General features: G+C 69.8%; 26 protein-coding genes. 13 read left to right on the top strand and 13 right to left on the bottom strand.

Going from position 1 to position 20,327, the window contains the following annotated elements:
• Positions 1-7 precede the first annotated feature (7 nt).
• Positions 8-1,438: a short-chain fatty acyl-CoA regulator family protein gene (locus SACMADRAFT_RS19015; protein ID WP_040926597.1), complete on the top strand. Its 1,431-nt coding sequence runs from the start codon at positions 8-10 to the stop codon at positions 1,436-1,438.
• A gap of 33 nt (positions 1,439-1,471) precedes the next feature.
• Here SACMADRAFT_RS19015 and SACMADRAFT_RS19020 read toward each other — a convergent pair whose 3' ends face one another.
• Complete coding sequence (locus SACMADRAFT_RS19020; protein ID WP_009155465.1) at positions 1,472-2,224, bottom strand: acyltransferase; 753 nt, start codon at positions 2,222-2,224, stop codon at positions 1,472-1,474.
• 49 nt (positions 2,225-2,273) lie between these two features.
• Between SACMADRAFT_RS19020 and SACMADRAFT_RS19025 the strand changes: the two genes are divergently transcribed.
• From SACMADRAFT_RS19025 to SACMADRAFT_RS19060, 8 genes are all read left to right on the top strand, one after another.
• Positions 2,274-3,245 carry a nucleoside hydrolase gene (locus tag SACMADRAFT_RS19025; protein WP_009155466.1) on the top strand — a complete coding sequence of 324 codons (972 nt, stop codon included), beginning with the start codon at positions 2,274-2,276 and terminating at the stop codon, positions 3,243-3,245.
• A gap of 46 nt (positions 3,246-3,291) precedes the next feature.
• Positions 3,292-4,443, top strand: coding sequence for a C40 family peptidase (locus tag SACMADRAFT_RS19030; protein WP_009155467.1), 1,152 nt, complete (start codon positions 3,292-3,294; stop codon positions 4,441-4,443).
• 86 nt (positions 4,444-4,529) lie between these two features.
• Entirely contained in the window at positions 4,530-4,715 is a 186-nt protein-coding gene (locus SACMADRAFT_RS30505; protein ID WP_050998184.1) for a hypothetical protein, read from the top strand.
• 152 nt (positions 4,716-4,867) lie between these two features.
• Positions 4,868-5,749, top strand: coding sequence for a sigma-70 family RNA polymerase sigma factor (locus tag SACMADRAFT_RS19040; protein WP_009155468.1), 882 nt, complete (start codon positions 4,868-4,870; stop codon positions 5,747-5,749).
• A gap of 81 nt (positions 5,750-5,830) precedes the next feature.
• Positions 5,831-6,301, top strand: coding sequence for a carboxymuconolactone decarboxylase family protein (locus SACMADRAFT_RS19045; RefSeq protein WP_009155469.1), 471 nt, complete (start codon positions 5,831-5,833; stop codon positions 6,299-6,301).
• Positions 6,302-6,385: 84 nt separating this feature from the next.
• On the top strand, positions 6,386-6,772 hold the full coding sequence (locus tag SACMADRAFT_RS19050; protein WP_009155470.1) for a DoxX family protein: 387 nt from the start codon (positions 6,386-6,388) through the stop codon (positions 6,770-6,772).
• A gap of 519 nt (positions 6,773-7,291) precedes the next feature.
• Positions 7,292-7,837 carry a hypothetical protein gene (locus SACMADRAFT_RS19055; RefSeq protein WP_040925777.1) on the top strand — a complete coding sequence of 182 codons (546 nt, stop codon included), beginning with the start codon at positions 7,292-7,294 and terminating at the stop codon, positions 7,835-7,837.
• A gap of 70 nt (positions 7,838-7,907) precedes the next feature.
• Entirely contained in the window at positions 7,908-8,381 is a 474-nt protein-coding gene (locus SACMADRAFT_RS19060; RefSeq protein ID WP_009155472.1) for a GNAT family N-acetyltransferase, read from the top strand.
• A gap of 56 nt (positions 8,382-8,437) precedes the next feature.
• On the opposite strand, the gene SACMADRAFT_RS19065 is transcribed toward SACMADRAFT_RS19060, so the two are convergent.
• The 8 genes from SACMADRAFT_RS19065 to SACMADRAFT_RS19095 all read right to left on the bottom strand — a co-directional run bounded on the left by SACMADRAFT_RS19065 (position 8,438) and on the right by SACMADRAFT_RS19095 (position 13,821).
• The gene (locus SACMADRAFT_RS19065; RefSeq protein WP_009155473.1) at positions 8,438-9,265 is read right to left on the bottom strand and encodes a MerR family transcriptional regulator; all 828 of its coding nucleotides are present in this window, start codon (positions 9,263-9,265) and stop codon (positions 8,438-8,440) included.
• Between the two features lie 14 nt (positions 9,266-9,279).
• The gene (locus SACMADRAFT_RS19070; protein WP_009155474.1) at positions 9,280-10,041 is read right to left on the bottom strand and encodes an ABC transporter permease; all 762 of its coding nucleotides are present in this window, start codon (positions 10,039-10,041) and stop codon (positions 9,280-9,282) included.
• Positions 10,042-10,048: 7 nt separating this feature from the next.
• Positions 10,049-10,858: an ABC transporter ATP-binding protein gene (locus SACMADRAFT_RS19075; RefSeq protein WP_009155475.1), complete on the bottom strand. Its 810-nt coding sequence runs from the start codon at positions 10,856-10,858 to the stop codon at positions 10,049-10,051.
• Positions 10,855-11,001, bottom strand: a complete 147-nt coding sequence (locus tag SACMADRAFT_RS30040; protein ID WP_157617274.1) for a hypothetical protein — start codon at positions 10,999-11,001, stop codon at positions 10,855-10,857. The genes SACMADRAFT_RS19075 and SACMADRAFT_RS30040 overlap by 4 nt, the downstream gene beginning before the upstream one ends.
• A gap of 80 nt (positions 11,002-11,081) precedes the next feature.
• Complete coding sequence (locus tag SACMADRAFT_RS19080) at positions 11,082-11,456, bottom strand: VOC family protein (protein ID WP_009155476.1); 375 nt, start codon at positions 11,454-11,456, stop codon at positions 11,082-11,084.
• Positions 11,453-11,755, bottom strand: coding sequence for a DUF1905 domain-containing protein (locus SACMADRAFT_RS19085; protein WP_009155477.1), 303 nt, complete (start codon positions 11,753-11,755; stop codon positions 11,453-11,455). The genes SACMADRAFT_RS19080 and SACMADRAFT_RS19085 overlap by 4 nt, the downstream gene beginning before the upstream one ends.
• Positions 11,752-12,513 (bottom strand): ArsR/SmtB family transcription factor, encoded by a 762-nt coding sequence (locus tag SACMADRAFT_RS19090; protein WP_040925779.1) that lies wholly within the window; start codon positions 12,511-12,513, stop codon positions 11,752-11,754. The genes SACMADRAFT_RS19085 and SACMADRAFT_RS19090 overlap by 4 nt, the downstream gene beginning before the upstream one ends.
• A 78-nt stretch (positions 12,514-12,591) precedes the next feature.
• Positions 12,592-13,821 carry an erythromycin esterase family protein gene (locus SACMADRAFT_RS19095; RefSeq protein WP_009155479.1) on the bottom strand — a complete coding sequence of 410 codons (1,230 nt, stop codon included), beginning with the start codon at positions 13,819-13,821 and terminating at the stop codon, positions 12,592-12,594.
• Positions 13,822-13,934: 113 nt separating this feature from the next.
• On the opposite strand from SACMADRAFT_RS19095, the gene SACMADRAFT_RS19100 reads away from it, so the two are divergent.
• Positions 13,935-14,633, top strand: a complete 699-nt coding sequence (locus SACMADRAFT_RS19100; protein WP_009155480.1) for a MerR family transcriptional regulator — start codon at positions 13,935-13,937, stop codon at positions 14,631-14,633.
• Positions 14,634-14,695: 62 nt separating this feature from the next.
• Here SACMADRAFT_RS19100 and SACMADRAFT_RS19105 read toward each other — a convergent pair whose 3' ends face one another.
• On the bottom strand, positions 14,696-15,190 hold the full coding sequence (locus tag SACMADRAFT_RS19105) for a carboxymuconolactone decarboxylase family protein (protein ID WP_009155481.1): 495 nt from the start codon (positions 15,188-15,190) through the stop codon (positions 14,696-14,698).
• Positions 15,191-15,365: 175 nt separating this feature from the next.
• Here SACMADRAFT_RS19105 and SACMADRAFT_RS19110 point away from each other — a divergent pair, with 175 nt between their 5' ends.
• From SACMADRAFT_RS19110 to trxA, 3 genes are read left to right on the top strand one after another with little or no spacing between them, the layout of a single operon-like run.
• Complete coding sequence (locus SACMADRAFT_RS19110; protein ID WP_009155482.1) at positions 15,366-16,304, top strand: RNA polymerase sigma-70 factor; 939 nt, start codon at positions 15,366-15,368, stop codon at positions 16,302-16,304.
• A gap of 57 nt (positions 16,305-16,361) precedes the next feature.
• Positions 16,362-16,763: a MerR family transcriptional regulator gene (locus tag SACMADRAFT_RS19115; protein ID WP_009155483.1), complete on the top strand. Its 402-nt coding sequence runs from the start codon at positions 16,362-16,364 to the stop codon at positions 16,761-16,763.
• A complete protein-coding gene (gene trxA / locus SACMADRAFT_RS19120) occupies positions 16,763-17,110 on the top strand; it encodes a thioredoxin (protein WP_009155484.1) in 348 nt (115 codons plus the stop codon). Before SACMADRAFT_RS19115 ends, trxA begins: the two co-directional genes overlap by 1 nt.
• Before the next feature lie 111 nt (positions 17,111-17,221).
• Here the strand turns inward: trxA and SACMADRAFT_RS19125 are convergent, their stop codons facing one another.
• The 3 genes from SACMADRAFT_RS19125 to SACMADRAFT_RS19135 form a co-directional block, all read right to left on the bottom strand.
• Positions 17,222-18,097 (bottom strand): helix-turn-helix domain-containing GNAT family N-acetyltransferase, encoded by an 876-nt coding sequence (locus tag SACMADRAFT_RS19125; RefSeq protein WP_009155485.1) that lies wholly within the window; start codon positions 18,095-18,097, stop codon positions 17,222-17,224.
• Positions 18,098-18,170: 73 nt separating this feature from the next.
• Positions 18,171-19,349 carry a THUMP-like domain-containing protein gene (locus tag SACMADRAFT_RS19130; protein WP_009155486.1) on the bottom strand — a complete coding sequence of 393 codons (1,179 nt, stop codon included), beginning with the start codon at positions 19,347-19,349 and terminating at the stop codon, positions 18,171-18,173.
• Entirely contained in the window at positions 19,350-20,327 is a 978-nt protein-coding gene (locus SACMADRAFT_RS19135) for a class I SAM-dependent methyltransferase (RefSeq protein ID WP_009155487.1), read from the bottom strand.

A 20,327-nucleotide genomic window follows, 5' to 3' on the forward strand; every position in this document is an offset into this window, starting at 1 on the left:
GGGCAGCGTGGACAAAACCTTCGCGGGCGCGAGGTTGCGGCATCTGCGGGAGAGCCGGTCGATGAGCCAGGCAGACCTGGCGAGGCTGCTGGAGATCTCGCCGAGCTACCTCAACCAGATCGAGCACAACAGCAGGCCGCTGACCGTCCCGGTGCTGCTGCGCATCACCGAGGCCTTCGGTGTCGACGCCGAGTTCTTCGCCGACAACGACACCTCCCGGATCGTGGCCGACGTGCGGGAGGCGCTGCTGGACGAGTCCATCGGCGCGCCGGTCTCCCCCGGAGAGATCAACGACCTTGCCAAGAACCTGCCGACCATCGCCGACGCGCTGGTGAAGCTGCACCGCCGCTACCGCAACGCCGTGGAGAGCACCGCCGCCCTCGTCGCGGAGGACGGCCGCGGCATGCACGGCAGCGCCGCGGCGCCGCTTCCCCACGAGGAGGTGCGCGACTTCTTCTACGAGCGGGAGAACTACGTCGCCGAGCTCGACGAGCGCGCCGAGAAGATGTACGAGGAGCTTGGCCTGCGGCGCGGCGAGGTGCGCAACGGCCTTCGCGACCGGCTGGTGGAGCACTACGGCGTCACCGTCACCACGGAGGGAATCGACGAGGCCTCCGGCGAGCAGCACCGCTACGAGACGCAGGGCCGCATCCTGCGGATGGCCCCCAGCCTGCGCATCGGGCAGCAGGCATTCCGGATGGCCTCGCAGATCGCGCTGCTGGAGTACGACGACCTCATCGACGAGCTGGCCGACTCGTGGGCGTTCTCCGGCCAACCGGCACGGTCGCTGGCGCGGGTGGGGCTGGCGAACTACTTCGCGGGCGCGCTGATCCTGCCCTACCGCCAGTTCCACGGGCAGGCCGAGCGGCTGCGCTACGACATCGAACTGCTGTGCGACCACTTCGGCGTCGGCTTCGAGACGGTGTGCCACCGGCTGTCCACGTTGCAGCGGCCGAAGCTGCGGGGCATTCCGTTCTCGTTCGTGCGCGTCGATCGAGCGGGCAACATGTCGAAGCGGCAGTCCGCGGCCGGCTTCCACTTCTCCCGCGTCGGCGGCGCGTGCCCGCTGTGGGTGATCTACGAGGCGTTCACCTCGCCCGGCAAGATCCTCAGCCAGGTGGCCACGCTGCCCGACGGCAAGAGCTACTTCTGGGTGGCACGCACCATCGCCCGCAACATCGGCGGCTACGGAAGCCCCGGCAAGATGTTCTCCGTCGGGCTGGGCTGCGAGCTACGCCACGCGCACCGACTCGTCTACTCCGCGGGCCTCGATCTCGACGACAAGGCAGCGGCCACCCCGATCGGGATGGGCTGCAAGGTCTGCGAGCGGCCCGCCTGCCCGCAGCGCGCGTTCCCGACCATCGGCAAGCAACTCACCGTGGACGAGAACACCAGCACCTTCGTGCCCTACCCGGCCGTGCCGAAGCAGGACCCCTGACCGGCGCGGTCGATCCGGCACGGCAGGCGTCGCTCACTCCCCCAGCGTCTTGCGCAGCGCCTTGGACGCCTTGCGGGCCATGTCCCGCACCGCCTCCCTGCGTTCGGCGTCGGCCTCGTAGTCGGCCTTGCGGTCGCGCACCACGCGCGCGGGTGAGCCGACGGCGATGGCGTAGTCGGGAATGTCGCCGCGCACCACGGCGTGCGCGCCGAGCACGCAACCCCGGCCGACGCGCGTGCCGCGCAGCACCGACACCTTCGTGCCGATCCAGGTGTCCGGCCCGATCCGCACGGGAGCCTTGACGATGCCCTGGTCCTTGATCGGCAGGTTGATGTCGGTGGTGACATGGTCGAAGTCGCACACGTAGACCCAGTCGGCCACCAGCGTCGCCGCGCCGATCTCGATGTCGAGGTAGCCGTTGAGCACGTTCTGCCTGCCGAACACCACCTTGTCCCCGATGCGCAGCGAACCCTCGTGGCAGCGGATGGCGTTGCCGTCACCGATGTGCACCCAGCGGCCGATCTCCATGCGCCCGTAACCGGGGCGGCAGTGGATCTCCACGTCACGGCCGAGGAACACCATGCCGCGCAGCACGATGTGCGGGTTGGCGATACGGAACTTCAGCAGTCGCCAGTAGCGCACCAGGTACCACGGTGTGAAGGCGCGGTTGCGCACCACCCAGCGCAGCGAGTCGGCGGTCAGGAACCTCGCCTGCCTCGGGTCGCGGCGCGCCCGGCGCCAGCCCCGCAGCCGCGGCAGCACGGGTGAACCCCACATGGACGTCATGCGGTGACCGTAACCTGTGTCCCGGAGCAGCCGAGTGAGGGAGTGACCGATGCCTACCAAGCTGGTCATCGACACCGACCCCGGCGTGGACGACGCGTTCGCGATCACGCTGGCCGCGCTCAGCGACGACGTCGACCTGCTCGGTGTCACGACGGTGTTCGGCAACGTCGGTCTGCCTGACACCACCCACAACGCGCGCCGCGTGCTGGCGCTGTGCGAGCGCGCCGACGTGCCGGTCGCGGCGGGGGCGGCGCGGCCGCTGGTGCATCCGCAGTGGCGGCAGGCGCGTCCCGTGCACGGCGACGACGGCCTCTCCGGGCGCGCACACCTGCTACCCGACCCGGAGCGCGACGTCGAGGGCATCGACGCGGTGAGCCTGCTGGCGAGGCTGCTCGCGGAGTCGGGGGAGCCGGTGACGATCGCCGCGATCGGGCCGCTGACCAACATCGCCACGTTGCTCGCGGCACATCCCGGCGCGGCCGAAAGGATCGCCCGCGTGGTGGTGATGGGCGGCGCGCTCGGGTACGGCAACAGCACCGCTGCGGCGGAGTTCAACATCTTCAGCGACCCCGAGGCCGCCCACCGGGTGCTCACCGGTGGAGAGGTGTCCTGCGTGCTGGTGCCGATGGACCTGACCTATCGCTGCGCGGTGAGCGCCGACTGGCTCACCACGCTCGCGGCCTCCGGGCCGATCGGCGCAGCGCTGGAGGCGCTGACCCCTGCCTACCTCGCGCACTACCGCAAGGCGCTGGGCCGCGACGCGATGGCGTTGCACGACGCCGTCGCGGTGGCGGAGGCGATCAGCCCCGGGCTGCTGCGGACCGAGTCGGTGCCGGTGGCGGTCGAGACCTCGCTCGGCCCTGCTCGCGGAGCCACCGTGGTGGACCGCCGCAGGCCGCAGGTGCGGGCCGAGACCGAGGACCCGGGCCTGCACCGGCCGACGGTGGCCGTCGCGGTGGACACCGACCTGGACGAGCTGCGGGCGTTCCTGCTGCGGCGGCTGGCGGGAGAGTCGGCATGAAGGGCGTTCTCACGGTCGCTGCACTGTCGCTGCCTATCCTGTGCCCATGAGCGGGGACGGTGAAGGACGGTCACGCAGGCGGACTCTTGGCATCGCGCTCGCCTCGGTGCTGGCCGCGGCGGCGGTGTTCACGGTGGCGATGCGGATGGCTCCCGGCGCCCAGGAGGACGTCAAGGCCGCCGCCTCCCCGGCAGGGACCTCCGCCGTGCCCGCACCGTCGACGAAGCAGGCGGCGCCGACGCGGCCGCCCGCAAGCCACACGCCCGTGCCGACCGAGTCTGGGTCCCGGTTCGAGCCGTGGGTCGACGACGTGGCTCGCTGGCTGGACATCCCTCGACCCGCGATGCACGCCTACGCCACCGCGACGGCGAGGCTGTCCGAGGAATCGCCGCGCTGCAACCTTTCCTGGGTGACGCTGGCCGGTGTCGGCAAGACCACCACCGACCACGGCAGGGTCGGCGGCGGGCAGATCACCGAGGACGGCACGGTCTCCGAGCCCATCTCCACCGTGGAGTTCCGCGACTTCTCGGGCAAGGTCATCTCGCAGCCCGGTTCGGCGGGCCCGCTGCAACTGTCGCCCTCGGTGTGGCAGCGGTGGGCCGCAAGCGCTTCCGGCGACCAGCCCGACGTGCAGGACATCGACGACGCCGCACTGACGGCGGGCAGGGCGCTGTGCGCGCAGGGCAGGGACCTCTCCGACGGCGACGACTGGCTGGCCGGTGTGGCGCGGCTGCACCCCGCGCCGCTGTTCCTGCACCGCGTGCTGGCCACCGCCAACGTGTACGGAACGGTCGGGCAGAGCGGCAGGGAGCCCAACCCGGCGGCGCTGACCGCCGTCACCTTCGCCATCGAGAAGATCGGCCTGCCGTACGTGTGGGGCGGCAACGGCACCGAACACGGCGACGCGGGTTTCGACTGCTCCGGTCTGACCACGGCCGCCTACGCCGAGGCCGGGGTGGAGCTGCTGCGCACGGCCCACACGCAGTACAACAGCGTGCCGCACGTGCCCGAGGGTGAGGAACCGCGACTCGGCGACCTGATCTTCTACGGCGACCCCGCGACCAAGATCCACCACGTCGGGCTCTACATCGGCAACCAGCAGATGATCGACGCGCCCACGTTCGGGCAAGCGGTGCAGGTGCACAACTACCGCACCCCCGGCGACGACTACGCGGGAGCGGGCCGACCGACGGGCTGACCATTGCCGCCAAGGGCCGCAAGGAATGGCATACCTCGCTGCTCGGCCTGGAACGGCTGCCGGTACTGGCCGACAAGTACCCGGGCATGCTCGCCGACGAGCTGTCGGACTATCTGTTCAACCACACCACCGGGCACATCGGATCGTTGCCGGACCTGATCAACCGCGGCAGCGGCCGAGCGATCCGCGCCGGCGAGGAACGACTCAGCACCGGCGTGCCGGACCGGGTCAAGATCGACGAAGCCGCCGAGTGCCTTTCCTGCAATCAGTGAAAGGTGTCGGTCGAAGCGGCCCGGGCAGCGGTAACGCATGTTGACCCCGGTGCCCGCCGCTGTGCTTCCATCAGGACGCACGCCGCACGGTTACCTCGGCACCTTCGGGCCCGTCATGACCATGACGGAGTTCGCGCAAGGAAGGTAACGACATGACCGGATCAGGTCCGCACGAAGCACTGGCGGGAGCCTTCCAGCAGCAGCGCGAGCGCCTGTTGGCGATCGCCTACCGGATGCTCGGGTCGCGGGTGGACGCCGAGGACGCGGTGCAGGAGGCGTGGATCCGGCTGGCGCGGCAGGACGCGACCGCGATCGGCAACCTGGCCGGCTGGCTGACCACCGTGGTCGGCCGGGTCTGCATCGACGTGCTGCGCTCGCGCACGACCCGGGCCGAGATGTCGTACGACGACCGACTGCCCGAGCTGGTGGTGACTGTGGACGGCGGGGCGGCACCCGAGGACGACGCGATGCTCGCCGAATCGGTCGGGCTGGCACTGCTGGTGGTGCTCGACACCCTCACGCCCACCGAGCGGCTGGCGTTCGTACTGCATGACATGTTCGCAGTGCCCTTCGCAGAGATCGGCCAGATCATCGGCCGGTCCACCGACGCGACCAAAATGCTCGCCAGCCGGGCCCGCCGGAAGGTCCAGGGCGCACCGCAGCCGGACCAGGAGCCGCAGCGGCAGCGCGCAGTGGTCGACGCATTTCTCGCCGCGGCGCGGAACGGGGATTTCGAAGGGCTCGTACGGCTGCTCGATCCGAACGTGACCTGGCGCACATACCACCCGCAGGGCGTGATGACCACGGTCGGGGCGGCCGAGGTGGCCAGTCCGATCCTGCGCGGCATCCGGTCGATGACCTCGGTGCTCCCGGTCCTGGTCAACGGCGAGCCCGGGTTCGTGGCCTGGGGTGCGAAAGGCAAGGTACTCGGCGTGGTGGCGTGCACCGTGGTCGACGGCCGGATCGTCGAACTGCTGACCGTGAGCGACCGCAAGCGCCTCGACACCATGGGTCTGCCCGCGCGACCCGAGTAGCGCACACCCGTCGCATCGGTTACGTCGTGGCTGGGTCCTTCGTCGTAGTGGTGCAAGCACGCGAAGACGAAGGAGAACGGGATGGAAACCCGGATCAACCCCATGCGCAACGAGGTCGGGTCGAAGTGGGCCAAGCACATCATCTCGTCGAACAATGTCATCACCGACTCTGCGCTGCCGAAGGCGGTGCAGGAGCTGGTGAAGATCCGCGCCAGCCAGATCAACGGCTGCGGCGGCTGCCTCGACATGCACACCAAGGACGCCGCGGCCGCAGGCGAGAGCGTGGTGCGGATCAACCTGGTCGGGGCATGGCGGGAGACGACCGTCTACACCGAGGCGGAGCGGGCGGCGCTGGAACTCACCGAGCAGGGCACCCGCCTCGCCGACTCCAGCGGCGTCACTGATGAGGTGTGGGCGAACGCGGCGAAGCACTTCGACGAGGATCAGCTGATGGCCCTGGTGGCCCTGATCTGCGTGATCAACGCCTTCAACCGGCTGAACGTAATCACCCGGACGCCAGGCGGCGAGTACCAGCCCGGACAGCTCGGCTGACGCGGACATTCCCCTCGGACGGATCCGGGGTCCCGGGTCCGCCTGAGGCCGCCACCCCCAGGCATTCTGCCAAGGAGAAGACTCATGAACATCGCACTGTGGAGCATCGCAGGCCTGCTCACCGCCGTCTACCTGTTCTCCGGCTTCGGGAAGCTGTTCGTCCCACGGGAGAAGCTGGCCGGGATGGCCGACGCCGCGCGCTGGGTCCTCGACTTCCGGCCCGGCACCCTCAAGGCCATCGGAGCACTCGAGATCCTCGGTGCCGTGGGCCTGATCCTGCCCGCCTTGCTCGGCATCGCCCCGATTCTGGTACCGCTGGCGGCCTGCGGCCTGGCGCTGATCATGACTGGCGCCGTCGTCATGCGGATCCGCCGTGGCGAGACCAAAACCGTGCTGGCGGACGGGGGCTACCTCGCCCTGACCGCTTTCGTGGCGATCGGCCGCTTCGCACTGGAACCCTTCACCGGCTGACCGGCCCATCGACCTGGGCGGGATGCGGCCCGCGATCCACCTCCTGCGCGTAGAAGCGCTCGCCGGAGGCAGCGACAGGACAGGGCGTGGTCGAGGTCCTTCGGGTGGCGTGTCCGCGTGCGTAGCGCTATGTCTCCCCCAACCGGATCCGCGTAGCAAGCGCGCTGGTCGGTCTCCCCCGCGGACGAGCGAATGATGAAGTAAGGCGGACACCTGTCGCCCGCCGAGCGATCATGTCCGCCCGCAAAGACCGGGTCGTGAGATCGAACCTGCTCAAGTTCACGCGGAAAAGTTCACCATGGCCGCAGCAGCGGCGTCGGTGACGGGAGTCCGCGCCGCCGAACTGCCCGCCGCCGTGGTCGCAGACCTCCTCGACCTCGACACCGGCACCGCTTGACCGGACTGCACCCAACACGACCGAAACGATTGCAGCGCCTACCTCGCCGCCCGCGGCCACAGCAGCCGATCTCACGCGGCAGCGGCCTTCCCCGCGCGTCCCTGACGCCCGACCATGAGCTGATGGAGGTCAGCTTCACCGAGCACCACATCCACTTCTCGAGCTACGACTTTCCCGGCTCGAGCGTGCACCCCACCGGGATCCTCGCCTGCGAGCAGATCCGCGACGCCGACCGCGGGGCCGCGCCGCCCGAGATCCGAACCACGCTCGGCGAGACCCTGTTCATACCGCGCGAACAGCAGGGCGACCTCGAACAGTTCTGCCGCCGCAACGGCATCGCCAACAGGCACCGGCCAGACATCTGGGCAGACCTGCTCGAGCCGTTCCTCGACACCTGGTTCGACCCCGACGACGAGCGCGCCACCGACAACCGACTGCGAAAAGCGGGGTTGTCCGAGGCGGAAGTCGCCGGAATCCGCAGGCGACTGGCACCGCTCATGCACGCCTACAACTTCGACGGAATGCGCTGGGAATGGGTCAGCCTCGGCCTGTTCGACCTCCTCAACGCCGCCACCGGTCCACTCGTCGAACCCGGTGTGCGGGCCGCCCTCGGCGACCCCGAAACGCTGTACACCTGGGCCATGGACATCGCCGAACGGCACCGCTGAACACGCACAAGTCCGCGATACTCCACCGGTTGGTGGTGGTGTCGGTGCACGGACGTTCGAGGTGACAACCATGAGGTTGCGACGCGCCAGGCCGGACGAGGCGAGCACGCTGAGCGAGCTCGCGCTGGCCGCGAAGCGCCACTGGGGTTACGACGAGGAATTCCTGGACTCGTGCCGCGCCGAACTCACCTTCAGCCCCGACGACATCGCGCGACGACGCATAGTGGTCGTCGACCTGGGCGGCACGGTGGCCGGCTGCTACAGCATCGACGGCGAGCCGCCGGTCGGCGAACTCGGCGACATGTGGGTCGCACCGAGCCGGATCGGCACCGGCCTCGGCCGCGTCATGTGGCATGACGCGATGACCACCGCGGCCGCCGCCGGATTCGAACACCTCGAGATCGCCGCCGATCCCAACGCCGAGGGCTTCTACCGCAAGCTGGGTGCCGAGCGTGTCGGCGAGGCACCGTCGCGATCGATTCCCGGCCGGAGGTTGCCGCTGCTGCGAGTCAGGGTCGGGCCACGGAACCGAGGAGACGACTGACGGGGCTCCGCATCGGCAGGCGGCAGCCGAGGCACTCCCCAGGTTACCGTGTTCGGTCACGGCCGCGCCGATGACGAGCGCTGCTCGACTGTCGCCTGCTCGGTGCCAACCCCGCCTGCGCTTTCGGCGGGTACTCGCTCGATGCGGGTCCACCCCTGCCAACCCCGCTCCCGCAGGATCGCCAGCAGCCGCCCGGCCATCGGTGAGGACTTGATCATGGTCGCGTCCAGCAGGGCGACGAACTGGTCGTCGAAGCCCTCGGCACCGGTCTCGCCGTCGGCCACAGCACGGATCATCAGCCGCTCCAGGATGTCGGCGACCTCGACGATCCTCGGATCGTCGACCTGCCAGTCGAGCGCGCCGCCGAGCAGGTGATAGAGCCTGACCATGTCAGGATCGTCCAACTCCTCGTGCTTCTTCGCGATCACCGAGTCGATCTGGTCCGGGAGCCGCGCCGCGATCATGATCCAGGCGTCCCGCTCGAGTTCGATGTAGCGCTCCTGGACTCCCAGCCCGCGCAGCCGGTCGAGGTAGCCCACGACGCTGCGCGGCAGCGCCAGCTGCTCCCCCGCGGCGAGCCTGGCTATCCGTTCGCGGTTGCGCTGCAGCCGCCGGATCTTGGCGCGCAGTTGGCTGTCGATCTCCGCGACGCCGTCGGCGAACTCCTCCGGGCCCGCGTCGAGCAGTTGCTGCACCCTGGCCAGCGGCACGCCTGCGTCGGCGAGGCTGTGGATCCGGATGAGTCGCACGACCGCGGCGGCGTCGTAGGCCCGGTAGCCCGAGCGGTCTCGCTCGGGCTCCGGCAGCAGCCCGATCTGGTGGTAGTGGCGTACCGCCCGCACCGTGACCCCTGCGTACGCGGCCAACTGGCTGATGGTGAGCACGGATCCAGGTTGCCTCAGGAAGTCTTGCGGCGATAGGTGAGCATCGCGAAGCCGTAGGCCACGACGAGGATGCCGACACACCAGGCGAGGGCGATCCAGCTGTCGTCACCTGCCGGCCCGCCCGCGAACAGGGCGCGGATCGCGTTGACGATCGACGTCACCGGCTGCTGCTCGGCGAACCACCGCACCGGGCCCGGCATGGTTTCGGTGGGCACGAACGCCGAGCTGATGAACGGCAGGAAGATGAGCGGGTAGGAGAAGGCACTCGCACCCTCCACCGAGGTCGCAGAAAGCCCGGGAATCACGGCGATCCAGGTCAGGGCCAGGATGAACAGGAAGAGGATGCCCGCGACTGCCAGCCAGGCAGGCACAGCTGCCCCGGAGCGGAAACCCATGAGCACAGCCACGCCCACGACGATCGCCAGCGAGATCAGGTTGGCGACCAGCGAGGTCAGCACGTGTGCCCACAGCAGGCCGGACCGTGCGATGGGCATGGACTCCAACCGTTCGAAAACTCCGCTCTTCATATCCGTGAACAGCCGGAACGCGGTGTAGGAGACGCCGGACGCGATCGTGATGAGCAAGATGCCGGGCAGCATGTAGTCGATGTAGCGGACCGAACCGGTGTCGATCGCACCGCCGAACACGTAGACGAACAGCAACATCATGGCGATCGGCGTGATCGCGGTCGTGATTATGGTGTCGAGGCTGCGCGTGACGTGGCGCAAGGTCCGTCCCGTTAGGACGATGGTGTCGCTGAAGTAGTGCGTGGACATGGTCTACCTACTTCTCGTTCGATTCGGACTCGCGGCTTCCGCCACCTTCGGCGCTGCCGCCGACAACCGCGAAGAAGACGTCTTCCAGGGAGGGCTGCTTCTCGACGTACTCGACCTCGGCGGGCGGGAGGAGTTGCTTGAGCTCGGCGAGGGTGCCGTCCGCGATGATCCGGCCCTGGTGCAGGATCGCGATCCGGTCGGCGAGTTGCTCGGCCTCCTGCAGATACTGTGTCGTGAGCAGCACGGTGGTGCCGCGCCCCGCGAGACTCCTGACGACGTCCCACACCTCGATGCGGGCCTCGGGGTCCAGCCCGGTCGTCGGTTCGTCCAGGAAGATCACCGGCGGATTCCCGATCAGGCTCATCGCGATGTCGAGTCGGCGACGCATCCCGCCCGAGTAGGTCGACACCCTCCGCGCGGCCGCCTCCCTCAGCGAGAAGCGCTTCAGCAGGTCGTCAGCGATGCCGCCCGGGTCGTCGAGGTGCCGCAGCCTGGCGACGAGCACCAGGTTTTCCCGCCCGCTGAGGATCTCGTCGACGGCCGCGAACTGCCCGGTGAGGCTGATCGACTCCCGCACCCTGGCCGCCTCCGTGGCGACGTCGAAGCCGTTGACACCGGCCGTCCCCGCATCCGCCTTCAACAGTGTGGCCAGGATGCGCACGATGGTGGTCTTGCCCGCCCCGTTGGAGCCGAGCAGGGCGAAGATGCTGCCCCGCTGCACCTCGAAGTCGACGCCGCGCAGCACCTCGAGCTTGCCGTAGGACTTATGCAGGCCCAGCACGCGAATCGCCGGACCGGTCGTCGATCGGGCAGTCATGAGCTGATCCCGCCGATCGCTTGCTCGGCGCCGTGGAACGTGGCGCCGACGATCTTTTCCGTGAACACGGTCTTCCCGCCTTCCTTTACGGTGCTGTTGCAGCCGACCGTGAGGATGGCGGGTTGACGCTGCGTCAAGGTCAAGCCCTGGCATGCGCAGGCTCGCGGGCACACCCGGCCCGACCGGCACAGCTGCGAAAACCGCTCGATGCGGCCGCGTCGGGTCAGGTCTGGGTGATGGAGAAGGCGTTGCCGTCCGGGTCGCGGAAGGCGAACATCGGTGGGACGCCGGGCCAAGTGAGGATCTCGTCGGTGTCGACCCCCGCTGCGGTGAGCGCGGCGTGGGCCTTGGCCGCGTCGTCGGTCGTGAACCGGACCATGATCGCGCCGCGACTGACGTCCCCGGCGGCGTGCTCCAGCGTGACGACGAGGTCGTCGCTGCCTGGCCGCAGTTCGATCCAGCGCCCTGTCGGGATCGGCCCGTCGCGCAGCACGGTGAAACCGAGCGTGTCGACGTAGAACCGCAGCGCCTGTTCCTGGTCGGTGACGGGAACGCTGACGGCCCGGATTCCCGTGATCGGCTTCGCCTGCGTGGTCATCGCGCGATCCGCTCGTCGAGCGTGACGGTGACGGTGTCGCCCGCCTGCTTGCCGATGCGGGCGCGGGTGTCGGCGGCGAACGCGAGCTTGTGGGTGCCGTCGCCGAGAGCCATGAACGAGCAGGCGATCGGCTCGCCGTCGACGCGGCCCCGAACCTTCACCGGGCCGCGGGTGCCGAAGAACTCGACCGAGCCGGGCAGCACGACGTAGGTCCAGCCGCCCGCGTTCGGGCTCTTGCGCAAAGTCGCCGCGAATGTCTTGTCCGGTCTCCCGTGGGGTCTGGTGTGTCCCGCGGTCATGATGATTCGCCTCCGTACATCAGTGAGCCGGGTGTGGTGAGTTCCGTGCCGGTCTCCAGCCAGGTCTTGAGACCGGACAGGATCATCGGCCAGCCGCCGTACAGATGCTCGTCGGCGTCGGCGGGGAGTTGGTCGTGCCGGACGACGAGCCGGCAGCTGTCACCGACCTGCTCGATCTGCCAGGTCACCCGGCTGGTTCGCTGAGCGGCGATGTCGTCGTCCCAGATGGCGTGGTAGCTCTGCACGAGCCGCCAAGGCGGGTCCACCTCCAGGTTCTCCCCCTCGATCAGCCCGCCTACTCCTTCGTGGCTGACCCGGTAGGGCGAGCCGGTAGTCCAGTCCGATTCCACGCGCGCGCCGAACTGGAACCGCGCCCGCGTATCCGGATCGGTGATCGCCTGCCACAACCGTTGCGGTGTGGTACGGATGAAGATCTCGAACATCTTCTCCACGGGTGCCTCCAGCTGCCGCTTCAGATCGACGAGGCCCGCTGCCCACGTCTCGGTGTACTTGCTGACCCAGCGGTCGTGGACCAGCCGGATCGGCACGGGGTTCAGGAAGTGCAACCTCTGCCTTCCCCGCCGGTGCGACACGACCAGCCCGGCTTCCTCGAGCAGGCGAAGGTGCTTGGCCACGGCGACCCTCGTCATCGCGAACCGGCTCGCCAACGCGTTGAGCGACTGCCCGTCCCGCTGGAACAGCTCGTCGAGTAGATCCCGGCGGGTGGAATCCGCCAACGCCTTGAAGACCTGTTCCACACGGACCACAATAGGAAACCTTTTGGTTTCATGTCAAGCCGGAGTCGCAGCCCACTCGGCCGACTGCTCAGCCGCCCGCTACCAGTACTGCTGCCGTTTCCCGTCGGTGTCGGCCACGAAGATGACCGCGTCGGCGCACGCCAGGTCCGCCGGACCGAGCGGGATGTGGCCGCGCACGATCTCCTTGCCCGCGCCGATATCGGCGGCAAGCGCGGCACGCAACGCCGGTGCCGGGAACAGCGCACGGCGGTCGGTCGCCTCGGCCAGCGCGCCCTGCAGCGTGCCCGGATCGCTGTGCGGGTCGGCGTCGGTCGCGACGAAAACGTAGCCCTCGCCGAGGGCGAGAGCCACCATCGCGCCCGCGCTGCTCCAGCTCACTTCTTCCTTCCGCCCGTCCTCGCCCACCGGCATGCGCGAGCTCGCCCGCTGCAGGTGCACGTTGTGCGCGAACACCAGGCTCGGCCCGCGTCGCCGCTCCCGCGCGACGATCGCGAGCAGGTTGTCCGCCATCAGCTCCGCGCGCAGGCTGAGCAGGGTCGCGATGCGGTCGGGTGCCGCAGTGGCCATGGCCGCGTGAAAGCGCAGCAGGCCCTGCGCGGTGCGCGCGTGCGCGGCGGCGTCGTCGTAGCCGTCCGGGTCGGCGGGACGCAGGCTTGGCGCCGCGCGACGCAGCGCGCTGGCGAGGTCGTCGGCGACGACACGCAGTGCGCGAGCCCGGTCGGAGTCGCCGATGGAGGCCGAAGGGTCGAACATGGCCGCCTCATTGGTCCACTCCGCCTCGTCGCCGAGCAGCGCGTCGAGGTCACGCGCCGAGCCCGGCCGCAGCGAGGCGGGCAGGTAGTTGTTCACTTCGGACAGTGCACGTCGCGGGCTCGGCGCACCCGAGGACTCCACCGGCGCGTCGAAACCGTAGAAGCGAACCCGCTCCCGCGGGGCGCGGTCGGCGTTGTGAGCCCGCAGCCACTCCAGGAGTTCGCGATTGCCCGGCACGTTGCCGAACCCGTGGCTGAACCCCGTTGCGAGCACCGTGTCGATCTCCACGGCCGACCCTGTCACGTAACCGTCCACAACGGACGCGGCGAAGCAGTCGGTTTCCAGCACGATCGAGAGGAAGCCGCGCTCGACGAGGTGTTCGAGAAGTTCGTTTCGCAGCAACGGAAACGCCGCGATTCCGTGTGTCGGCTCGCCGAGAGCCAGCAGGGCAGGCGGTCGCGTTCGCGCGGCGAGCAGTTCGTCGACGGCGCGGCCCAGGCTCGCGGGATCGTCGAGTTGGCGGGCGAGCGCGCGCAGTGACGTGGCAGTGGACATGGGCGATCCTTTCCGAAATCGGTCGCCCTCGACAGTATCGTTGAAGAATCGAGTGAAACTTGTCCAACGCTCACCTGAGGTTGATAGCCTGGAACCTCAATCGGAGGTACAGGTTGCGACCCATCGATCTCGCCCGGGAACACGGGTTGTCCCCGCAGGCGATCCGCAACTACGAAGCCGCGGGCGTGTTCCCTCCGACACGGCGCAGCCCGACCGGCTACCGGCGCTACACGCCCCTGCACGCGCAGGCCCTGCGCGCCTTCCTCGCGCTTCGCGGCGGCCACGGGCATCAGCGGGCACTTGAGATCATGCGCGCGACCAACCGTGGCGACACCGACTCCGCCTACCGGCTCATCGACGCCACCCACGTCCGGCTGCGAGCCGAGCGGGACACCCGTGCCGAGGTCGCGGCCTCGCTGAGCAGCCTGTCCACCACGACACCCACCGCCGTTCGCGGTGGGCCACTGACGGTAGGGCAACTCGCACGCCGCCTCGGTGTGCACCCGGCGACGCTACGCAGCTGGGAAGCCCACGACATCCTGCGCCCCGAACGAGACCGAACCACCGGGTACCGCCAGTACGGGCCGGAATGCGTGCGTGACGCCGAGATCGCGCGCCAACTACGCAGAGGCGGATACCCGCTGCACCAGGTCGAGCGGTTCCTCCGGTCGTTGCGTGAGGCTGGCGGGGCGGAGGCGCTGAGCGCCTTCCTGGACTCCTGGCAGTCGCGGCTCACCACGCGCAGCCGGAACCTGCTCGCGGGCGCGGCCCAACTCGATGCCTTCCTCACCATGCTCGAGCAGCGGCGGTAGCGATCGACCCACGCCCGGCCCGACCCCGTCGTGCCGGGCCGGGCGGGCGATTCGGCAGCCGATCAGTGCTGCAGGCTGTCCTGCATCGCGGCCAGCATGCCGGGCTCGTAGGACCCTGCCGGGTTGCGCACGCTGACGTTGAGCCGGTTGGCCGCGTTCACGAGTGCGACGAGGCAGACGAGCGCGGCGATCCGGTCCTCGTCGTAGTGCTCGCGCGCCTGCGCCCAGGTCTCGTCCGACACGCCGTGGTGGCCGTCGGCCAGCCGGGTGGCCTCCTCTGCGAGTGCCAGCGCGGCCCGCTCGGCCTCGGTGAAGACGGTGGCCTCCCGCCAGGCGGCGACCAGGTTGAGCCGGGTCGCGGATTCCCCCGCGTGCGCGGCCTCCTTGGTGTGCATGTCGACGCAGAAGGCGCAGCCGTTGATCTGGCTGGTGCGCAGCGCCACCAGTTCCTGCAGGTTCTTCGGCAGCGACTGCTCGACCACCTGGCCCGCGGCGGCGAACCGCTTGCCGAACCTGGTCGCGATCTCGTTCGCCATCAGATTGATCCGGGGTTGCATGATGTCGTCCTCCACTTCGGTGGTATGTGACGAACACCAGATGCCACCCGCCCGCCTTCTGTGACAGCGCGCCGCGATGACGCACGCCGCCAGGTCCGGTCACGATGTCGATGTCACAACGGCGCCGGGCACGGTGTCCGGTGGGTGACACAGTCGGATGCGAACAGGAGCAATCATGGTCGGCACTCCGCGAACCACGCCCGACGATCGCGGCGGGGACCCCGACCGCGACAACCGCCCCGACCGGGCCACCGAGGCCTTTCTCGCCCACCGCAACCTGTTGTTCACCGTCGCCTACGAGATGCTCGGCCTCGCCGCCGACGCGGAGGACGTTCTCCAGGAAACCTGGCTGCGCTGGGCAAGCGTCGATCTGGACACGGTGCGGGACGAGCGCGCCTATCTCGTCCGGATCACCACCCGGCAGGCGCTCAACCGGCTGCGCACCCTTCGCAGGCGCAAGGAGTCCTACGTCGGCCAGTGGTTGCCCGCACCGCTGCTCACCGCGCCGGACGTGGCCGAGGACGTGGAGTTGGCCGACAGCGTCTCGATGGCGATGCTGCTGGTGCTGGAGACGCTCGCGCCGACCGAGCGGGCGGTGTTCGTGCTGCGTGAGGTGTTCGCCTTCGACTACGGCGAGATCGCCGAAGCCGTCGACAAGAGCCCCGCCGCGGTACGGCAGATCGCTCACCGGGCGCGGGAGCACGTCGCCGCACGCCGCCCGCGAGGGGTCGTTTCACCGGAGGACGTCCGCGGCGCGCTGGACGCGTTCCAGCGCGCGGTCGAGACCGGCGACCTGCGGCCGCTGCTGGACCTCCTCGCCCCCGACGTCGTGCTCCTCGGCGACGGCGGCGGAATCAAACAGGCGGTGCCGCGCCCCGTCGTGGGTGCCGACAAGGTGGCGCGCCTGCTCGCGGCCGGGCTCAGCCGGATCACCGAGGCGTCGCTGCGGCCTGCGCAGGTCAACGGCTACCCGGCGCTGATCCTGAAACTGGACGGCGAGATCGACAGCGTTGTGGCGTTGCGGATCGACGACGGCCTCATCACCGGGCTCTACACCGTGCGCAACCCCGAGAAGCTGTCGCACATGGAGCGGGAGACGCTACTGCGCCGCTGAATCGGCCCAGGCAAGAGCTTTGCCTTGCCGTCAACGGCAAGGTTTACGCTCGCTCGCATGCGGATCGGCGAATTGGCCAGGAAGGCCGGCATGACCACCCGCGCCCTGCGGTTCTACGAGGAGCAGGGCCTGCTCGGCGCGCGGCGCGCCGCCAACGGCTACCGGGAGTACGACGAGGACGACTACCGGCTGGTCACCGAGATCCAGCGGCTGCGAGCCATCGGGCTCAGCCTGGACGAAACCAGGCCGTTCGTCGCCTGCCTACGCGCGGGCCACGAGACCGGCGACTCCTGCTCCGAGTCGATCGAGGTCTACCAGCGCAAACTCGCCGAGGTGGATACCTGCCTCGAGAAGCTGCACTCGGCGAGGGAAGGCCTGCTCGCCAAGTTGGCCGAGGCGCTCTCGCGGCAACCCGACCCGTGCCGCGTGCAGGCACCGAACCCGGCGGAGAACCTCTGATGCCGTCGACAAGCCATCCCGGCGAGTTGCTCGCCGTCACCGACGACACGTTCGAGCGTGAGGTGCTGCGGCACGACGTACCCGTGCTGGTCGACTTCTGGGCGCAGTGGTGCCCGCCGTGCCACATGATCGCTCCGGTGCTGGCCGAGATCGCGAGCGAGCGGCAGGGCTCCCTCGCCATCCGCAAGCTCAACACCGACGAGAACCCGGTCACCGCGCGCGACTACCACGTGATGTCACTGCCGACGCTCGTGCTGTTTCGCCGGGGCAGGGCAGTGACCACGTTCGTCGGTGCCCGGCCGAAGGCGCGACTGTTGAAGGAACTGGACGACGCGCTACGCGACTGAGCACGCCGTGGCGGCGGGGCGCACGTGGATACGAGCGCACAACTCGCGGGCCTGGGCGGGGAACTCGCGGGCGGGAACGCAGAACTCGCGGGCCTGGGAGGGGGACTCGCGCTAGTCGCAGTCACAGTCGGGGGTTCGGGTACAGGTGGCGTTGACGCTGTCGGCTCGGCGTTCCAGCAGCACGGTGTCGTGCCAGACGCCGTCGCGCTCGGCGATGCGTTCCCGGATACCGACGGTGCGGTAGCCCGCGCTGTGGTGCAGGCCGATGCTCGCGCGGTTCTCGGTGAACACCGAGGTCTGCAACGTCCACAGCCCGGCGCGGTCGGCCTCGACCACCTGGGTGCGCAGCAGCGACTTGCCGACTCCCCTGCCCCGGTAGGCCGCACCGACGTAGACCGAACTCTCCGCGACCCCGGCGTAGCACTCCCGGTCCGACACCGGCCGCAGCGCGGTCCAGCCGACCACCTCGCCGCCGATCTCGGCCACCCAGCGGTGGCCGGGCAGCCAGGCCGCGTCCAGCCGCTCCGCGCTCGGCACCGAGGTCTCGAAGGTCGCCACGCCGGTGGCGATGCCCTCCGCGTAGATGTCGCGTACGGCGGGCCAGTCGGCGGGTCGCAGCGCGCGCACGAGCACGTCGTCGGGCACGTCCTCCGGGCAGCACGGGCGGGCGAGCATGCCCATCACCACGTCGGCGGCGTGCGGCAGCCCGGTGCAGCACGCCTCGTTGATCGTCACCCTCGTCGTGGTCCCCTCCTTGTGCAGCCGAAGGAATCCGACGTCGGCGAGCTTTCGGACGTGGTGGGAGCAGGTGGACTGGCTGATGCCGAGCGACTCGGTGAGCGCGCCGACGGTGGTCCCGCCCGGCGCCACCGCGACGGCGTGCAGCAGGCGGACCCGCGTCGGCTCGCCCAGGCAGGCGAACCACTGCGCGTAGGTCGCGGCCTCGCGGTCGGCAAGCAGCGACGAGTCGGTCGCGGCGGTCGTCATGACCCCATGATCTAACGCCGGCGACCGCCCCGTCAATCGATTGACATCGATATAATCGCCGGTCTCGCGGCGGCTACGTGGCCGGTATCCGCTCGGCGCGGCAGAAGAACGCCACCGGCGACCGGCCGATCCGGGTCAGCACCACGCTGGCCTCGTTCGGGCCGTGCGGCTTGAGTCTGCGACGCAGCACGTTCGGGTCGATGTCCAGGCCGCGCACCAGGATCTCCACCCTGCCCACCTGGTGCCTGCGCAGCGTCGCGCGCAGCGTCTTCTCGCTGTAGCCCTCGAACTCCAGCACCCGGAAGGCACGCACGCCGGGCGGCGGTTCGTCGCCGCTGAGGTAGGCGATGCGCTCGTCGAGTTGCCACAGCCCGTGACGGGCAGCGTAGTGGCGTACCAGCCCGGCCCGTACCACGGCACCGTCCGGATCGATGATCCATTCCCCCGGCTCGGCGACAACGGCGTCGTCGGGGTCGGCGTCGGTGACGGACCAGCGGGTGCCGTCCGAGCGCAGCACCGTCGCCCTGCGCGAGGCCGACGCGAGGCCCGCGCTCCACAGGCACGCCTCGCGGACCTGGCCGTCGAGGGAGATCAGCTCCACCTCGGCCGCCCACGGCACCGCGGCGGGGTCGATGCCCGGCGCGGTCTTCACCGCCAGGTCCGCACCCGCGTACACCGAAGCCAGCTCGTCCAACGCGGGCACGAAGTCCCTCGGCCTCCAGGTGCGCCTGCCTGCCACGTCCCGGCGGGCCGGATCGGCCACCACGACGCAGCCCCTGGTCGCCGGGGCCAGCGCGTCGGCCCGTGCCAGCAGCGGATCGACCGCCTCGACCGCGCAGTTGTGGCCCGCCATCGCCAGCCGGACGGCATCGATGTCCGAACCCACGCAGCGGCTCGCCGACCTCGCCAGCCACACCAGGTCCGCCCCGATCGAGCACGTCACGTCGTGCACGTCCCGGCCCGCGAGGCGACCGGCGCGGTACTCGGCCACCGCGGTGGGGGTGGCCTGTTGCAGCGCGTCCTCGGTGAACAGCCACCGCGCCGCGCCGCCGAGTTTTCGGTGCGCCTTCCTTCGCAGCAGCACCGTCTCCAGCACGGCGGCGTAACGCTCACCCACCGCCCGCCGCGCGGTGGCGACGTCGCTGAGCATGCTTTCGCCGGTCAACTCCAGCCCCTCGCAGGCGCCGACCGCCCGTTCGCCCTCGGGCGAGCGGAGGAAGGCGACGTCGTCGAGCGAGAAGGCGTAGGGCAACTACAGTTCCGTCGGCGCGGGCGGCTTGGTACCGGTGAGCATCACGTTGTAGAACAGCGAGCGCGGCAGCACCCGCGCCAGCAGTTTCCGGTCCAGCGCCGAAAGCCGCAACCACAGGTGGTAGGCGAACAACCGCCACCGCACGGTGAGCCGCTGCGGCGGCACCGCTGCCTCGAACGTGCGGATCGGCCAGCCGACCAGCGCCGCGCTGAACTCGTCGGTCACCGCCCGCACGTACACCGCACCCGCGGCCAGCGCCGTGCGCTCCAGCTCGGCCGGGTCGAACGTGTGCAGGTCCACCACCGCCTCGAGCGCGGCGGCACGGGAGGACTCGTCCAGTTCCTCCTGCGGCCGCCGCCAACCGCTCAGCGCGGGCAGCTTGGTCAGGTTGGTGGTGAGCCACCAGGTGAGCTGACCCAACCTGCGCGCGTAGAAGTCGCCGATGCGGGTGGGTTCTCCCGCGAACACGAACCTGCCGCCCGGCTTGAGCACCCGCAGCACCTCACCCAACGCCGCGGTCACGTCGGGGATGTGGTGCAGTACGGCGTGCCCGACGACGAGGTCGAAGCTGTCGTCGGGGTAGGGGATGCGTTCGGCGTCGGCCACCCTGCCTTCGACGTCGAGCCCTAGGTTGCGGGCGTTGCGCAGCGCGACCTCCACCATGCCGGGCGAGAGGTCGGTCACGTACCCCTTCTTGATCACCCCACCCTGCATCAGGTTGAGCAGGAAGAACCCGGTGCCGCTACCCAGTTCCATCGCGGTCGGGTAGGGCTGGCCCGCCGTGCCCGCGACCGCCTCGAACACCTCGGTGGCGTAGGAGATGCAGCGCTCGTCGTAGGAGATCGACCACTTCTCGTCGTAGGTGCCCGCCTCCCAGTCGTGGTACAGCACGTTGGCGAGCTTGGGATCGTCGAAGGCCGCACGCACCTCCTCGGCACTGGCGTGCGGGTTGGGCGCGGGGTCGGACACCTGGGTCAC

The organism is Saccharomonospora marina XMU15, assembly GCF_000244955.1.
In the GTDB taxonomy this organism is placed as follows: domain Bacteria; phylum Actinomycetota; class Actinomycetes; order Mycobacteriales; family Pseudonocardiaceae; genus Saccharomonospora_A; species Saccharomonospora_A marina.

Excerpts from the sequence above, each read along its gene's own strand:
- SACMADRAFT_RS19060 (WP_009155472.1), top strand. The coding sequence starts at position 7,908 with ATGAGGTTGCGACGCGCCAGGCCGGACGAGGCGAGCACGCTGAGCGAG.
- SACMADRAFT_RS19030 (WP_009155467.1), top strand. The coding sequence starts at position 3,292 with ATGAGCGGGGACGGTGAAGGACGGTCACGCAGGCGGACTCTTGGCATC.
- SACMADRAFT_RS19040 (WP_009155468.1), top strand. The coding sequence starts at position 4,868 with ATGACCGGATCAGGTCCGCACGAAGCACTGGCGGGAGCCTTCCAGCAG.
- SACMADRAFT_RS19125 (WP_009155485.1), bottom strand. The coding sequence starts at position 18,097 with ATGACGACCGCCGCGACCGACTCGTCGCTGCTTGCCGACCGCGAGGCC.
- SACMADRAFT_RS19115 (WP_009155483.1), top strand. The coding sequence starts at position 16,362 with ATGCGGATCGGCGAATTGGCCAGGAAGGCCGGCATGACCACCCGCGCC.
- SACMADRAFT_RS19045 (WP_009155469.1), top strand. The coding sequence starts at position 5,831 with ATGGAAACCCGGATCAACCCCATGCGCAACGAGGTCGGGTCGAAGTGG.
- SACMADRAFT_RS19055 (WP_040925777.1), top strand. The coding sequence starts at position 7,292 with ATGGAGGTCAGCTTCACCGAGCACCACATCCACTTCTCGAGCTACGAC.
- SACMADRAFT_RS19085 (WP_009155477.1), bottom strand. The coding sequence starts at position 11,755 with ATGACCGCGGGACACACCAGACCCCACGGGAGACCGGACAAGACATTC.
- SACMADRAFT_RS19080 (WP_009155476.1), bottom strand. The coding sequence starts at position 11,456 with ATGACCACGCAGGCGAAGCCGATCACGGGAATCCGGGCCGTCAGCGTT.
- trxA (WP_009155484.1), top strand. The coding sequence starts at position 16,763 with ATGCCGTCGACAAGCCATCCCGGCGAGTTGCTCGCCGTCACCGACGAC.
- SACMADRAFT_RS19095 (WP_009155479.1), bottom strand. The coding sequence starts at position 13,821 with ATGTCCACTGCCACGTCACTGCGCGCGCTCGCCCGCCAACTCGACGAT.
- SACMADRAFT_RS19020 (WP_009155465.1), bottom strand. The coding sequence starts at position 2,224 with ATGACGTCCATGTGGGGTTCACCCGTGCTGCCGCGGCTGCGGGGCTGG.
- SACMADRAFT_RS19075 (WP_009155475.1), bottom strand. The coding sequence starts at position 10,858 with ATGACTGCCCGATCGACGACCGGTCCGGCGATTCGCGTGCTGGGCCTG.
- SACMADRAFT_RS19025 (WP_009155466.1), top strand. The coding sequence starts at position 2,274 with ATGCCTACCAAGCTGGTCATCGACACCGACCCCGGCGTGGACGACGCG.
- SACMADRAFT_RS19110 (WP_009155482.1), top strand. The coding sequence starts at position 15,366 with ATGGTCGGCACTCCGCGAACCACGCCCGACGATCGCGGCGGGGACCCC.
- SACMADRAFT_RS19070 (WP_009155474.1), bottom strand. The coding sequence starts at position 10,041 with ATGTCCACGCACTACTTCAGCGACACCATCGTCCTAACGGGACGGACC.
- SACMADRAFT_RS19105 (WP_009155481.1), bottom strand. The coding sequence starts at position 15,190 with ATGCAACCCCGGATCAATCTGATGGCGAACGAGATCGCGACCAGGTTC.
- SACMADRAFT_RS19050 (WP_009155470.1), top strand. The coding sequence starts at position 6,386 with ATGAACATCGCACTGTGGAGCATCGCAGGCCTGCTCACCGCCGTCTAC.
- SACMADRAFT_RS30505 (WP_050998184.1), top strand. The coding sequence starts at position 4,530 with ATGCTCGCCGACGAGCTGTCGGACTATCTGTTCAACCACACCACCGGG.